Origin of the sequence: Bradyrhizobium sp. SZCCHNR1002, from assembly GCF_032381435.1 — a bacterium.
In the GTDB taxonomy this organism is placed as follows: domain Bacteria; phylum Pseudomonadota; class Alphaproteobacteria; order Rhizobiales; family Xanthobacteraceae; genus Bradyrhizobium; species Bradyrhizobium aeschynomenes.
This window is the reverse complement of record NZ_JAUHIS010000001.1, coordinates 1,787,814-1,801,732: the sequence shown is the minus strand read 5'-3', so window position 1 is coordinate 1,801,732 and position 13,919 is coordinate 1,787,814. Positions and strand designations below refer to the sequence as shown.

The following is a 13,919-nucleotide window of genomic DNA, read 5'->3' as shown; positions in this document are numbered from 1 at the left end:
CATGGCGTCCTCGGCGACCCGCGACGTGATCATCGGCATCGACGCCGGGACGTCGGTGATCAAGGCAGTCGCATTCGCGCGGGACGGCCGCCAGCTGGGCGACTTCGCGATTCCCAACAGCTACACGACGTCGCCCGGTGGCCGCGTCGAGCAGGACATGAACCGGACCTGGAGCGACACGGTCGCGGCCCTGCGCGGGATTGCGGCCGCGTTGCCGGACATCTCCCGCCGGGTCGCAGCGATCGCCGTGACCGGGCAGGGCGACGGCACCTGGCTGATCGACGCCGACGGCCGTCCCGTCGCGCCCGCTCTGTTGTGGCTCGATTCCCGCGCGGCCGGCTTCGTCGAGTCCTTCCGCGGCAGTGAGCACAACACGGCGCATTATCGGCGCACCGGGTCGGGGCTCAATGCCTGCCAGCAGGGGCCGCAGCTGGCCTGGCTTCAGGCGCACGATGCCGAGACGCTGGTGCGCGCCAGCACCGTCTTCCATTGCAAGGACTGGCTCTATTTCAAGCTCACCGGCGCGCGCGCCACCGATCCGTCCGAGGCCGCGTTCTCCTGCGGCGATTTCCGCGGGCGCTGCTTCGACGATGAAGCGGCGCGACTGATCGGCATCTCGGAGTCGACGCGCCTGTTTCCCGACGTCGTCGATGGCGTGGTGACGACGCATGCGCTGACCGCGTCTGCGGCGGCGGAGACGGGCTTGCCCGAGGGCGTGCCGGTGTCGCTCGGCTATGTCGACGTCATCTGCAACGCGCTGGGCGGCGGACTCTACGATCCCTCGCCGGATGTCGGCTGCACCATCATCGGCTCGACCGGGATGCATATGCGGCTTGCAATATCGGCCGATGACGTCAAGCTGAATGCCGAGGCAACCGGCTACACCATGCCGTTCCCCGCGCCGGGTCACTACGCGCAGATGCAGTCGACGATGGCGGCGACCCTGAACATCGACTGGCTGCTCGATGTCGCGCGCGGCGTGCTCGCGATGGAAGGCATCGCGCGGTCGCGCAACGATCTGATCCGGCGCCTCGATGAGCGCGTGCTCGCGGCCAAGGCCGGCGAGCTGCTCTATCATCCGTTCATCTCCGACGCCGGCGAGCGCGGGCCGTTCGTGTCCCACGAGGCTTCGGCGCAGCTGATCGGCCTGCGCACCCGTCATGGCTACTGGGATCTGATGCGCGCCGTGATGGAAGGACTGGCCTTCGCGGCACGCGACTGCTACGCGGCGATGGGATCACTGCCGACGGAGATCCGGTTGACGGGAGGCGCCGCCCGCAGCCGTGCGCTCGGAACGATTCTGGGGGCCGTGCTCGGCAGCACCATCCGGGTCTGCCGTCGCGAGGAAGCCGGCGCCTCGGGCGCCGCGATGATCGCCGCCGTCGCGACGGGGCTCTATCCGGACATGATGGATTGCGCGGAGGAATGGGTGGGACCGTATCTCGATGAGCCGCAGCCGCCGGATGCGGTGCTCGCGGAACGCTATGCGCGGCTGTTTCCGGCCTATGTCGAAGCGCGTCTTGCCGCGCGACCGGTGTGGAGGCAACTCGCCGCCCAGCGTGCAGGAGCCAATCATGTCTAGCTCCATCGCCATCATCGGCGACCGCTTCATGCTGCCCTCGGTGTTCGCCGAGCGCATCACCGCCATCTGCGGCGATGCCATCGACATCCGCATGCTCGAGCAGCCCTGGCCGGACGAGCCGATGGAGCACGGCTATGCCGGCTCCAAGCTCGACGGCCTGAAGGAGTTCATGGGCGATCCGGATGAGCTCGCCGCATTCATCGGCGAAGCGCCTCTGCTGGTGACGCATCTCGCGCCGATCTCGCGCGCGATGCTGCAGCGGCTGCCGAGCCTCAGATTCATCGCGGTCTCGCGCGGCGGCCCGGTCAATGTCGACATGCAGGCGGCGCGCGATCACGGCGTGCTCGTGGTCAACACACCCGGACGCAACGCCAGCGCGGTGGCCGAGTTCACCATCGGCGCGATGCTCGCGGAGACCAGGCTCATTCGCAGCGGCCATGAATCGATGCGTGGCGGCGACTGGCGCGGTGATCTCTACCGCGCCGACCGGACGGGGCGCGAGCTCGGCGAGATGACGGTGGGCATCGTCGGCTATGGCGCGATCGGCACCCGCGTGGTGAAGCTCTTGAAGGCGTTCGGCTGCAGGATCCTGGTGACCGACCCCTACGTCCAGCTCAGCGCGCAGGACCGCAGCGACGGCGTCGAGCATGTCGCGCTTTCCGAGCTGCTGGCGCGGGCCGACGTCATCAGCCTGCACGCCCGGGTGACCGCGGAGACCACCGGCTTCATCGATCGCGAGGCGCTGGCGAAGATCAAGCCGGGCGCGATCCTGATCAATACGGCGCGCGGCCCGCTGGTCGATTACGACGCGCTCTATGACGCGCTCAGCTCGCAGCGGCTTGCCGGCGCGATGCTCGACACCTTCGCGGTCGAACCCGCGCCGCCGGACTGGCCGCTGCTGCAGCTCCCCAACGTCACGCTGACGCCGCATATCGCCGGCGCCTCGGTGCGCACCGTCACCTTTGCCGCCGACCAGGCGGCCGAAGAGGTTCGCCGCTATCTCGCCGGCGAGCCGCCGCTCAATCCCTGCTGACGAAAGGTCTTTCAAATGAATCGCGAGGAACGACAGCTACGCGAGAGCATCATCGCCAAGTGCCGGTGGATGAACGCGTCGGGTCTCAATCAGGGCACCTCGGGCAACATCTCCGCCCGCTACAAGGATCGCATGCTGATCACGCCGTCGGCCACGCCCTATGACTCGATGAAGCCCGAGATGATCGCATCGATGCCGCTCGACGGCGAGTACGGCTCCTGGGACGGCCCGCTGAAGCCGTCGACGGAATGGCGGTTTCATCTGGACATCATGCGGGGGCGCCCCGATGTCGGCGGCGTCGTGCACACCCATTCGACCTACGCCACGGTGCTCGCCATCGCGCGCAAGTCGATCCCGGCCTGCCACTACATGATGGCGGCGTTCGGCGGCACGGATATCCGCTGCGCCGGCTATGCGCGCTTCGGCACGGCCGAGCTCTCGGAGCTGGCGCTGGAAGCGTTGGAGGGACGCAACGGCTGCCTGCTCGCCAATCACGGCATGATCGCGGTCGGTGCCAACCTCGACAAGGCGATGTGGCTTGCGGTCGAGCTCGAGACCATTGCGAAGCAGTATTACCTGTCGCTCGCGCTCGGCCAGCCGCACATCCTCGGCGACGCCGAGATCGCCGAGACGGCGCAGGGCTTTTCCACCTATGGGCTGCAGGAGCCCAAGGTCAAAGCGGCGAAGTCCGCCAAGACCCCAGCGAAGCCGGCACCGAAGACGCGCGCCGCTGCTGTTGGTCGCAGACCTGAGAAGAAGCACAGCAGCGCGCGATGAACGGGACGGTCTCACGCAGCGGAACCGATCACGGTCTGTTGGACCTCGCCGTGATCGGCGGCGGCATCAATGGCGCTGGTATCGCCCGTGATGCCGCCGGCCGCGGCCTGAAGGTGCTGCTGTGCGAGAAGGACGATTTCGCGCAAGGCACCTCGTCACGCTCCGGCAAGCTGATCCATGGCGGCCTGCGCTATCTCGAATACTACGAGTTTCGGCTGGTGCGCGAGGCGCTGATCGAGCGCGAGGTGCTGCTGGCGTCGGCACCGCACATCATCTGGCCGATGCGCTTCGTGCTTCCGCACTCGCCGGAGCAGCGCCCGGCCTGGCTGGTGCGCACCGGGCTGTTTCTCTACGACCATCTCGGCGGCCGCAAGCAGCTGCCGGCGAGCCGCAACGTCGATCTCGCGCATGAGCCGGAGGGCGCGCCGCTGCGTCCTGAATTCCGGCGCGGGTTCGAATATTCGGACTGCTGGGTCGACGATTCCAGGCTCGTCATCCTCAATCTCGTCGATGCCGCGCGGAACGGCGCGACGATCCTTCCGCGCACCCGCGCGGTCAGCGCGCGACGCGAAGCTGATTGCTGGCGGCTGGAGATGCGCTCCGAGCGCGGCGAGGTGCAGATCGCCCGCGCGCGGGCCCTGGTCAATGCGGCCGGTCCCTGGGTGCAGGACGTGGTGCAGGGCGTCGCCGGCCTCAACTCTGCCCATCATGTGCGGCTCGTGAAGGGCAGCCATCTCGTCGTGCCGAAGTTCTGGAGCGGCTCGCAGGCCTATCTGTTGCAGAACACCGACCGCCGCGTGATCTTCGTCAACCCATATGAGACCGATCTCGCGCTGATCGGCACCACGGACATCGTGCATGATGGCCGTGCCGAGGACGTCGCGATCGAGGGCGGCGAGATCGACTATCTTCTGGCCGTGCTCGACCGCTACTTCCGCGCTGCCCCTGGCAAGGCCGACATCATTCACGCGTTTTCAGGCGTGCGGCCGCTGTACGACGACAACGCTGACAATCCGTCCGCGGTCACCCGAGACTACGTGTTCGAGGTGCATGGCGGCTCCGACCAGCCGCCGCTGCTGTCGATCTTCGGCGGCAAGATCACGACCTTCCGCCGGCTCGCGGAGCAGGCGCTCGAGCGCCTTGCGCCATGGTTTCCGCAGATGCGACCGGCATGGACGGCGGGCGCCTGCCTTCCCGGCGGCGACATCGGCGCATCGTTCGAGCAGTTCCTCGAAGATCTCGCCGCGCAGTATCAGGGATTGCCGCGGAAGGCCGTCGCGCATTACGCGCGGCTCTACGGCACGTGCGCGCGCGACCTGCTCGGTTCGGCGCGCTGTGCCGACGATCTCGGCCGCCATTTCGGCGGCACCTTCTACGAGCGCGAGCTGACCTATCTGCGCGAGCGGGAATGGGCAGTCACGGCAGCCGATATCCTGGATCGACGCACCAAGCACGGCCTGCACCTGAGCCGTGCCGAGCGCGAGGCGTTCGAGGCGGGGCTCTGATCCATCCGGCGAATCTGGAGCCGACAGCGACGGGCCTGCCGTCCCTCAGCCGAATGCCTGGCTCACGACCGCATAGCAGGTCGACCCGCCAGTCGGCGGTTCGGCTCCGTGGGGCCGCAACGACATCGTCGTCACCGTATCGTGGAGCGCGAGGCCGGCGCCGGCGATGAAGGCGCGGAATTCGTCGCCCTCGCTGTGCGTGTCGAGGCGCAGGAACTGGCGGCTATGGGCTGCGACATGCGGAGCGATGACGGCGATCGCGTCCGTGTCGCACGACGCCACGACGGGCCCGATCACGTGCCCACGTCCGAGTGGCCGGCACAGCGCAAACGCCGCGAGCCGGCCGGCTCGAAACAGGCCATAGCCCTGCGAACGCTGGAACAGAGCGGTGATCAGCTTCGCTCGCGCCACGCCATAGGCCTGGGCATCATTCTCGATCACCGATGGCAGCTCGGCCTCCGCCAGCAGCCGGACGCCCTCGGTCGCGACCGGGCTCGCGGCTGCGCCGTTCGCCTTGCCCTGACATTGGTACAAGGTGCGCTCGCGCTGGAAGCCAAGCGAGCTGTACAACCGATACGCCGCGTTGGTGGCATTGAGCCGAAGCGCGCGTCCGCCGCATTCCGCGATCACGCGCGCCATCAGCCAGCTGCCGGTGCCGAGCGCCTGGAGGCGAGGCGAGGTGATGACCATGCCGACGGCGGCAAACGTCTCGGTGTAGGGAAACCACATCGCCGAGCCGCAGACGCGGCCGATCTCGTCGAGCGCGACGAGGCCGCGTCCCTGACCGCGCATGAACTGCCAGTCCGCCGCGCGGTGAGGCCAGCGGACCGCGATCGACAACGCCAGCAGTTGCGCGACGTCGACCGTTTCGATATCGGCCAGGCGCATCTCGAAGACGTCGACGGCGCGAGATTCGACGCTGGGATCATCCATGTCCGTCTTCCCTGTCGGTCGCTTCCGCGCCGTTGATGCCGGCCTCAGGCGGCCGCATCGATGTTTTTCGGACAGATCCGCGCAACATTCCACTCAATCCTCGTCCGTATTCGGCATGGAATACATGCTCCGCGCCGCTAGCATGACGGATGTGGGCGAGGCCGGATCGGTCCGGCCGGCCCGCTCGGAATGACGGCCATGACCTTCCTGTTCAACTCGGATGCCCGGCGCGGCGCGATCTTTCGCGAGGTCCTTGCGCGCGAGCTGCCGGACCTCCCGTTCGAAATCGACCCGGCCAAAGCCGATCCTGACGACGTCCGCTACATGATCAGCTGGCTGGTGCCGCCGGATCTCGGCATCTATCGCAATCTCGAGATCCTGTTCTCGATCGGCGCCGGCATCGACCAGTTCAACGCCGCGGCGGTGCCCGAACAGGTCAAGATCGTCCGCATGGTGGAGGACGGCATCGTCAGGATGATGCAGGAATACGTCACGCTGGCCGTGCTGGCGTTGCATCGGAGCTGGCCGGTCTATCTCGATCAGCAGCGACAGCAGCAGTGGCGGGCCATGGCGCAGCCTCAGGCGCAGCAGCGGCGCATCGGCGTGCTCGGCCTGGGCATGCTCGGGCAGGCCGTGCTGCAACGGCTTGAACCGTTCGGATTTCCCTTGTCCGGATGGAGTCGCAGCCCGCGTACGGTCGACGGGGTGACCACCTATCACGGCGCCGACGGGCTCGGTCAAATGCTGGCGACGACCGACATCCTGATCTGTCTTCTGCCTTTGACGGACGAGACGCGCGGTCTGCTGAATGCCGGGCTGCTCGCGAAGCTGCCGCGCGGCGCCGCGCTGGTGCAGGCCGGGCGGGGCGCCCAGCTCGATCAGGCGGCGTTGCTCACCGCGCTCCACACCGGCCATTTGTCCGGCGCGGTGCTCGACGTGACCGATCCGGAGCCGCTGCCCGCAGATCATCCGCTGTGGCGGCATCCGCGTGTCCTGATCACCCCGCATGTCGCCAGCGTCACGCAGCCGGAATCGGCAGCGCTCGCGGTGGCCGAGAACATCAAGCGGCACCGCGCGGGTCTTGCGCCGGTCGGTCTCGTCGACCGCCGACGCGGCTACTGATGACCGGCGCACCGCCACGGCTCAGCGAATCCAGTCCAGCGTCTTGTAGTAGGCTCCGACGAGCGGCAGGAACCAAGGCTTGCCGAAATGGCCGGGCACGACCGGCCAGCCGGCGTCCTTCATCGGGTTCTTATCGGCGCGGCCGAGCATCGCGTCGGCCATGATCATGCCGAGATGGGTCGAGAGCTGCGCGCCATGGCCCGAATAGCCCATCGCGTACCATAGCCCGTCCTGGCGGCCTGCGCGCGGATACCGGTCGGCGGTCATGTCGACGAGGCCGCCCCAGCAATAGTCGATCGCGACGCCCGCGAGCTGCGGGAACATTCTCAGCATCGCCGCCTGCAGGATGGCGCCGCTCTTGGCGTCGGACTGCTGATCCGATGTCGCCGAGAAGCGCGCGCGGCCACCGAAGATCAGGCGATTGTCCGGCGACAGGCGGAAGTAGTTGCCGATGTTCATCGAGTTGACATAGGTGCGGTTGCCCGGCAGCACCGACGACGCCTCGGCCTCCGTCAGGGGCCGGGTGGCGATGATGAAGCTGCCGACGGCGATGATCCGCCGGCGGAAATAGCTGAAGGCCGACGGCGTGGTGGCGCCTGTGGCGAGCAGCACCTGCTCGGCGCGCACCGTTCCCTTGGCCGTGGTCAGGCGAAAACCCTTGGCCTCCTGCACCTGCTCGGTGACGGCGGCCTGCTCGACGATGACGGCGCCATGGCGGGTTGCAGCCGAGGCCAGGCCGGCTGCGAAGCGGCCCATATGCATCATCGCGCTCTTCTTGAACAGCATGCCGCCATGGAACGGCGAGCTGATCTCGGATGTCAGGTCTTCCGCCGTGAGTAGTGCCGTATCCGCATCGACCTCGCGGTTGATCGCTTCGAAGTTCCGCGCAATCCCATCGAGATGCCCCGGCTTCGAGGCGAGCTTGAGCTTGCCGCAGCGACGGAAATCGCAGGCGATGTTCTCCTCCGCGATCAGGCGCTCCAGCGTGTCGATCGAGTCGTCGAACGCCTTGTAGAGGGCGATCGCGCGCTCGGTCCCGAGCTCGGCTTTCGCGGCGAGATAACTGTGCGCCAGCCCGTTGTTGAGATGGCCGCCATTGCGCCCCGATGCGCCGGAGCCGACTTGATCAGCCTCGATCACGATCACCTTGGCGCCGGCCTTGGCGAGCTGCCGTGCGGCACCGAGTCCGGTGAAGCCGCCGCCGATGACGGCAACGTCGTAGTGCCCCTCCACGGGCCCGGTGTGACCGCCGGCAAAAGCGGTCGCGGTGTCGCGCCAGTAGGAGACATATTTCATCGCAGGCACTCTGCTTAGAGACCGAACACGCCGGGCAGTTCGGAGACGTCCCTGATCTCGGTGTAGCCGTAATAGGGATTGGCCGGCTCGTGGCCGCGATTGACCCAGACCTTGCTCTTGATGCCCAGATCGTGCGCCGTCATCAGGTCGTAGCGGAACGAGGACGAGCAGTGCGTGATGTCCTCCGGACCGCAGCCGAGCATGTCGAACATGTATTCGAAGGCGCGCATCCGCGGCTTGTAGGCCTGCGCCTGCTCGGCGGTGAACACGGCATGGAACGGTGCGCCGAGCCTGGCGACGTTGGACGGGATCTGCGCCGTCATGGCGTTGGAGAGAATGACGAGGGGGATGTCCCTGGCCACCTTGGCGAGGCCCGCCGGCACGTCCGGGTGCGGCCCCCAGGTCGGCACGCGCTGATACACCATCTCGCCGTCCGCGGGCTTGTAGGGAATCCCGATCCTGCGGCAGCTGCGCGCCAGCGCATTGCCGACCACCTCGGCATAGGGCTTCCACGCGCCGAGGATCTCGTCGAGGCGATAGGCCGAGAAGACGTTGACGAACTCGGTCATGGCCGGCTCGGACAGGATTGCGCCGTAGAGATCGCGCGCGGCCTTCGCCATCTCGAAATTGATCAGCGTGCCGTAGCAGTCGAAGGTCACATATTTCGGGCGAAAGCGGCTCATGGATCCTCATGCCGGTCATGATCTCGGCCCTGATGATAGGCGGGGGCGCCAGCATAAGATGCGGCTTTGCCCTGATTTTGCGGCGGAAGATGTCGTGGGCGTCGGCGCCTTCAGATGATCTGCCGGGTGTGCCTCGCCCAGACTCCATGCCGAACAGGAGTGCAGACATGATTTCCGCCGCTGCAACGCTCACCGCTTTCAGCCCGGAGCATCTCGAGGCTGCGACGCGGCTGTCGCAGCAGGCCGGCTGGCCGCATCGCCGGGAGGATTGGCAGGTCGCGCTCACCGTCAGCAAGGGGTGCGTTGCCGTTGCCGCGGATGGGCGCGTGATCGGCACCGTGCTGATGACGCCCTACGGTGGCGACGCCGGGACCGTCAACATGGTCATCGTCGATGAAGGCGAGCGTGGGCAGGGGCTCGGACGGCGCTTGATGCTGGAGGCGCTGACGCTTGCCGGTGACCGGCGGCTGCAACTCGTCGCCACCGCGGACGGCCTGCCGCTGTACGAGAAGCTCGGCTTCCGCCGGACCGGCGAGATCGTCCAGCATCAGGGACATCTCCGACTGCCGATCGCACGAACGGAGCGCGTCCGCGCGGCCGTGCACGACGATCTCGGCGCACTCACTGCACTCGATGCGGCGGCGTTCGGGGCGGATCGCAGGGATCTGGTTGTGCGTCTCGCCGGGATCGGCGAGGTCGCGGTGCTCGAACGAGACGGCCGCATCGCGGGCTTCGCCATGCTGCGCCGCTTCGGCCGTGGCTTCGTGATCGGTCCTGTGGTCGCGCCCGCGCTCGATGACGCGCAGGCGCTGATTGCGCATTTTCTCGCCGGGCGCGAGGGGGACTTCATCCGGCTCGACACGGGGACCGAGACCGGGCTCGCGCCGTGGCTGGCCGGCCTCGGCCTGGCTGATGTCGGCGGCGGCATCGTCATGCGCCGCCCGGCCATCGGCGCCGCGATCCCGCCGACAGCGATGTCATTTGCATTGGCCAGCCAGGCATTCGGCTGAACCGGAGATCATCATGCTCAGCAACTCGCTCATCGAGCTCGACCGCGCCCATCTGGTGCATCCGGTCGCGTCCTATCGTGGACACGAGGCATCCGGCGCGCGCGTGCTGGCCTCGGCCAAGGGGGCTGTCGTCACCGATGCCTCCGGTCATCAGCTCGTCGATGGCTTCGCGGGGCTGTGGTGCGTCAATGCCGGCTACGGTCATGAGAGCATCGTGGAGGCGGCCGCCAAGCAGATGCGCGAGCTGCCTTACGCCACCGGCTACTTCAGTCTCGCCTCCGAGCCGGCCATCCGGCTGGCAGCCGCGCTCGCCGAGCGCGCGCCGGGCGATCTCAACCACGTCTACTTCACGCTCGGCGGCTCTGATGCCGTCGATAGCACCGTGCGCTTCATTCACAACTATTGGCACGTGAAGGGCCAGCCGCAGCGCGACCAGTTCATCACGCTGCAGCAGGGCTATCACGGCTCGTCGACGGTCGGCGCCGGCCTGACGGCGCTGCCCGCCTTCCATGCCAATTTCGGCGTGCCGCTCAACTGGCAGCACAAGATCCCCTCCCACTACGCGTACCGCAATCCGGTGGGCAGCGATCCTGCGGCTGTCATCGCGGCATCGCTGGCCGCGCTCGAGACCAAGATCGCCGAAATCGGCGGGCCGGAGCGGGTGGCCGCATTCTACGCCGAGCCGATTCAGGGCTCCGGCGGCGTGCTGGTGCCGCCCGACGGCTGGACGAAGGCGATGCGCGAGCGCTGCCGGCACCACGGCATCCTGTTCGTCGCCGACGAGGTGATCACCGGCTTCGGCCGCACCGGGCCGCTGTTCGCCTGCACCGACGACGACATCGTCCCGGACTTCATGACCGTGGCCAAGGGGCTGACCTCCGGCTACGTGCCGATGGGTGCGGTGCTGATGTCCGATCATGTCTACGGCGTGATCGCTGACGGGGCAGGGGCGGCGGCCGTGGGACATGGCTATACCTATTCGGCGCATCCGGTGAGCGCGGCCGTCGGTCTTGCCGTACTCGATCTGTATGAGAACGGATTGTTGGAGAATGGCCGGCGCGCCGGCGCGCGGCTGATGGCGGGGCTGCGTGCGCTGCAGGATCATCCGCTGGTCGGCGAGGTTCGCGGCCGCGGCCTGCTGGCCGCCATCGAGCTCGTGGTCGACAAGGAGAAGAAGACGCCGCTGCCGGCCATAGCCGAGCCGTCGCGACGCATCTTCGATCGGGCCTGGGCCAACGGGCTCGTCATTCGCGCCTTCCCGACCGGCGTGCTCGGCTACGCGCCGCCGCTGTGCTGCAGCGACGCCGATATCGATGCCATCATCGAGCGGACCGCACGGACGCTCGACCAGACCCTGGCCGATCCGGACGTGCGGCAGGCCATGCCGTGAAAGCGGGCACGGGCAGATCGCCGCCTGTGCAGCAGCGCCGATATGTCGGCGCGTGCTCCACTTCGCAATTTTGTGCCGTCGGGTCCCTGCAATTCGGAAGTTTTCGCCGGAACCCGGCTCCACACTAGACCAGCAGATAGCAGTCGTCGCAGAGCAGGATGTGCAGGATGGATCTCGCCCAATTCAGGTATCTGACCTTCGACGTGGTCGGCACCTTGATCGATTTCGAAGGCGGGATCGTTGCCAGCCTGGGCGAGATTGCGGCTGAATTCGGGACGCAGATCGATGGCGAGCAGGCGCTCGGGCTGTACCGCGCTGCACGCTATGCCGCGGATGCCGATCGTTTTCCCGATGACCTCGTGCGTGTCTACGACGTCATTGCGCCGCAGCTGGGCTTGCCCAGGCAGGCGGCACTTGGCGAGCGCTTCCGCGAGTCCGCCAAGCATTGGCAGGCGTTTCCCGATAGCGCTGCTGCGATGGCGCGTCTGGCCAAGCGTTACAGGCTGATCGCGATGACCAATGCGCGGCGCTGGGCGCTGGATCATTTCGAGCGCGAGCTGGGGGCGCCGTTCTACGCGACGTTCACGGTCGACGACACCGGCACCGAGAAGCCGGACCCGGTCTTCTTTACGCAAGTGTTCGATTACATCGAACGCGACGGCGGTGCCAAGTCGCAGATTCTGCACGTCGCGCAGAGCCAGTATCACGACATCGGCATCTCCCGGCAGCTCGGCATCGCCAATTGCTGGATCGAGCGGCGCCACGACAAGCAGGGCTATGGCGGCACGATCGCGCCTGCCTCTTTCATCAAGCCAGATTTCCACTTCCACTCGATGGCCGAGCTGGCTGACGCGGTGGACCACGTGCCTGCGACATGACGCGCTGCTGACGACTGCATTCTGCCGGATCGCAAACAGGGGACGGATGACATGAGCAACGGGATCACCAACTGGACGGCGAGTGACGATGGGCTGATCGAGGCGGCGATCCGGCGTGGCGCGTCGCGCCGCGATCTCCTGAAGATGATGTTCGCGAACGGCGTCGCGCTCGCTGCCGGCAGCACCATCCTGGGCCACGCCGAGCGCGCCTTCGCGGCGACGCCGAAGAAGGGAGGCTCGATCAAGGCGGCGGGCTGGTCGACCTCGACGGCCGACACGCTCGATCCGGCCAAGGCCTCGTTCTCGACCGATTATGTCCGCTGCTGCTCGTTCTACAATCGGCTGACCACGCTCGACAAGAACGGCGCGGCGCAGATGGAGCTCGCCGACTCCGTGGAGTCGACGGACGCGCAGACCTGGACCGTGAAGCTCAAGAAGGGCGTCACCTTCCACGACGGCAAGCCGCTGACGGCCGACGACGTCGTGTTCTCGCTGAAGCGGCACCTCGACAAGGCCACCGGCTCCAAGGTGGCGAAGATCGCGGCGCAGATGACCGGCTTCAGGGCGGTCGACAAGACCACGGTCGAGATCACCCTGGCGAGCCCGAACGCCGATTTGCCGATGATCCTGGCGCTGCATCACTTCATGATCGTGGCCGACGGCACCACCGATTTCTCCAGGGGCAACGGCACCGGCGCCTTCGTTCGCGAGGCCTTCGAGCCCGGCGTGCGCTCCATCGGCGTGCGCAACAAGAACTATTTCAAGGACGGCCCGTATCTCGACCAGATCGAGTTCATCGCGATCACGGAAGAGAATGCACGCGTCAACGCGCTGCTGTCCGGCGACATTCAGCTCGCGGCCAGCATCAATCCGCGCTCGCTCCGGCTGATCGAGGGCAAGGAAGGGATTGCGCTGTCGAAGTCGACGACAGGCAACTACACCGACCTCAACATTCGCCTCGACATGGCGCCGGGCAACAAGAAGGACTTCATCGATGGCGTGAAGCACCTCGTGAACCGCGAGCAGATCGTCAAATCTGTGCTGCGCGGCTTCGGGGTCGTCGGCAACGACCAGCCGGTCTCTCCCGCCAACTTCTTTCATAATCCGGACCTCAAGCCGAAGCCGTTCGATCCGGACAAGGCGAAAGCGCTGTTCCAGAAGGCTGGCGTGCTCGGCACCTCGATCCCGGTCGTTGCCTCGGAGGCCGCGAACTCCGCGATCGAGATGGCGATGGTGATCCAGGCCTCCGCTGCGGCAATCGGCCTGACGCTCGACGTGCAGCGCGTCCCGTCCGACGGCTATTGGGACAATTATTGGCTGAAGGCGCCGGTCCATTTCGGCAACATCAATCCGCGGCCGACGCCGGACATCCTGTTCTCGCTGTTGTACGCCTCGGAGGCGCCGTGGAACGAGAGCCGCTACAAGTCTGAGAAGTTCGACAAGATGATGATGGAGGCTCGCGGCCTGCTCGACCAGGCCAAGCGCAAGCAGATGTATGCCGAGATGCAGGCCATGATCGCGGAGGAGGCGGGCACCATCATTCCGGCCTACATCTCCAACATCGACGCCACCTCGTCCAAGCTGAAGGGCTTGGAGCCGAGCCCGCTCGGCGGCATGATGGGCTATGCCTTCGCGGAGTATGTCTGGCTCGATTCGTGAATGCGGCCTCAGACACTGGACGTCGGTCACTCCGACCGGCGTCCGTGCGAT

12 protein-coding genes are annotated in these 13,919 nt (G+C 66.9%); 9 read left to right on the top strand and 3 right to left on the bottom strand.

What is annotated here, in order from left to right:
* Position 1 precedes the first annotated feature (1 nt).
* From QX108_RS08015 to QX108_RS08000, 4 genes are read left to right on the top strand one after another with little or no spacing between them, the layout of a single operon-like run.
* Positions 2–1,582 carry an FGGY-family carbohydrate kinase gene (locus tag QX108_RS08015; protein ID WP_315779925.1) on the top strand — a complete coding sequence of 527 codons (1,581 nt, stop codon included), beginning with the start codon at positions 2–4 and terminating at the stop codon, positions 1,580–1,582.
* On the top strand, positions 1,575–2,615 hold the full coding sequence (locus QX108_RS08010; protein ID WP_315779927.1) for a 2-hydroxyacid dehydrogenase: 1,041 nt from the start codon (positions 1,575–1,577) through the stop codon (positions 2,613–2,615). The genes QX108_RS08015 and QX108_RS08010 overlap by 8 nt, the downstream gene beginning before the upstream one ends.
* Positions 2,616–2,630: 15 nt before the next feature.
* Positions 2,631–3,392: a class II aldolase/adducin family protein gene (locus QX108_RS08005; RefSeq protein ID WP_315779929.1), complete on the top strand. Its 762-nt coding sequence runs from the start codon at positions 2,631–2,633 to the stop codon at positions 3,390–3,392.
* Positions 3,389–4,897: a glycerol-3-phosphate dehydrogenase gene (locus QX108_RS08000; protein WP_172113344.1), complete on the top strand. Its 1,509-nt coding sequence runs from the start codon at positions 3,389–3,391 to the stop codon at positions 4,895–4,897. The genes QX108_RS08005 and QX108_RS08000 overlap by 4 nt, the downstream gene beginning before the upstream one ends.
* Before the next feature lie 45 nt (positions 4,898–4,942).
* On the opposite strand, the gene QX108_RS07995 is transcribed toward QX108_RS08000, so the two are convergent.
* Positions 4,943–5,830 carry a GNAT family N-acetyltransferase gene (locus QX108_RS07995; RefSeq protein ID WP_315779931.1) on the bottom strand — a complete coding sequence of 296 codons (888 nt, stop codon included), beginning with the start codon at positions 5,828–5,830 and terminating at the stop codon, positions 4,943–4,945.
* A 198-nt stretch (positions 5,831–6,028) separates the two neighbouring features.
* On the opposite strand from QX108_RS07995, the gene QX108_RS07990 reads away from it, so the two are divergent.
* Positions 6,029–6,952, top strand: a complete 924-nt coding sequence (locus tag QX108_RS07990) for a glyoxylate/hydroxypyruvate reductase A (RefSeq protein WP_315779933.1) — start codon at positions 6,029–6,031, stop codon at positions 6,950–6,952.
* Positions 6,953–6,973: 21 nt separating this feature from the next.
* Here QX108_RS07990 and QX108_RS07985 read toward each other — a convergent pair whose 3' ends face one another.
* Positions 6,974–8,248 carry an FAD-binding oxidoreductase gene (locus QX108_RS07985; RefSeq protein ID WP_315779935.1) on the bottom strand — a complete coding sequence of 425 codons (1,275 nt, stop codon included), beginning with the start codon at positions 8,246–8,248 and terminating at the stop codon, positions 6,974–6,976.
* Between the two features lie 14 nt (positions 8,249–8,262).
* Entirely contained in the window at positions 8,263–8,931 is a 669-nt protein-coding gene (locus tag QX108_RS07980) for a haloacid dehalogenase type II (RefSeq protein WP_315779937.1), read from the bottom strand.
* A gap of 167 nt (positions 8,932–9,098) precedes the next feature.
* Between QX108_RS07980 and QX108_RS07975 the strand changes: the two genes are divergently transcribed.
* From QX108_RS07975 to QX108_RS07960, 4 genes are all read left to right on the top strand, one after another.
* Positions 9,099–9,941, top strand: a complete 843-nt coding sequence (locus QX108_RS07975) for a GNAT family N-acetyltransferase (protein WP_315779939.1) — start codon at positions 9,099–9,101, stop codon at positions 9,939–9,941.
* 13 nt (positions 9,942–9,954) lie between these two features.
* Complete coding sequence (locus QX108_RS07970) at positions 9,955–11,331, top strand: aspartate aminotransferase family protein (RefSeq protein ID WP_315779940.1); 1,377 nt, start codon at positions 9,955–9,957, stop codon at positions 11,329–11,331.
* Positions 11,332–11,489: 158 nt separating this feature from the next.
* Positions 11,490–12,209 carry an HAD-IA family hydrolase gene (locus QX108_RS07965; protein ID WP_315779942.1) on the top strand — a complete coding sequence of 240 codons (720 nt, stop codon included), beginning with the start codon at positions 11,490–11,492 and terminating at the stop codon, positions 12,207–12,209.
* Between the two features lie 51 nt (positions 12,210–12,260).
* Positions 12,261–13,868, top strand: coding sequence for an ABC transporter substrate-binding protein (locus QX108_RS07960; protein WP_315779944.1), 1,608 nt, complete (start codon positions 12,261–12,263; stop codon positions 13,866–13,868).
* Positions 13,869–13,919: the final 51 nt, after the last annotated feature.

Bases quoted from the DNA above. Each gene is read 5' to 3' on its own strand.
- QX108_RS07990 (WP_315779933.1), top strand. From the start codon at position 6,029: ATGACCTTCCTGTTCAACTCGGATGCCCGGCGCGGCGCGATCTTTCGC.
- QX108_RS07965 (WP_315779942.1), top strand. From the start codon at position 11,490: ATGTGCAGGATGGATCTCGCCCAATTCAGGTATCTGACCTTCGACGTG.
- QX108_RS07980 (WP_315779937.1), bottom strand. From the start codon at position 8,931: ATGAGCCGCTTTCGCCCGAAATATGTGACCTTCGACTGCTACGGCACG.
- QX108_RS08005 (WP_315779929.1), top strand. From the start codon at position 2,631: ATGAATCGCGAGGAACGACAGCTACGCGAGAGCATCATCGCCAAGTGC.
- QX108_RS08010 (WP_315779927.1), top strand. From the start codon at position 1,575: ATGTCTAGCTCCATCGCCATCATCGGCGACCGCTTCATGCTGCCCTCG.
- QX108_RS07960 (WP_315779944.1), top strand. From the start codon at position 12,261: ATGAGCAACGGGATCACCAACTGGACGGCGAGTGACGATGGGCTGATC.
- QX108_RS07975 (WP_315779939.1), top strand. From the start codon at position 9,099: ATGATTTCCGCCGCTGCAACGCTCACCGCTTTCAGCCCGGAGCATCTC.
- QX108_RS07995 (WP_315779931.1), bottom strand. From the start codon at position 5,830: ATGGATGATCCCAGCGTCGAATCTCGCGCCGTCGACGTCTTCGAGATG.
- QX108_RS08015 (WP_315779925.1), top strand. From the start codon at position 2: ATGGCGTCCTCGGCGACCCGCGACGTGATCATCGGCATCGACGCCGGG.
- QX108_RS07970 (WP_315779940.1), top strand. From the start codon at position 9,955: ATGCTCAGCAACTCGCTCATCGAGCTCGACCGCGCCCATCTGGTGCAT.
- QX108_RS07985 (WP_315779935.1), bottom strand. From the start codon at position 8,248: ATGAAATATGTCTCCTACTGGCGCGACACCGCGACCGCTTTTGCCGGC.
- QX108_RS08000 (WP_172113344.1), top strand. From the start codon at position 3,389: ATGAACGGGACGGTCTCACGCAGCGGAACCGATCACGGTCTGTTGGAC.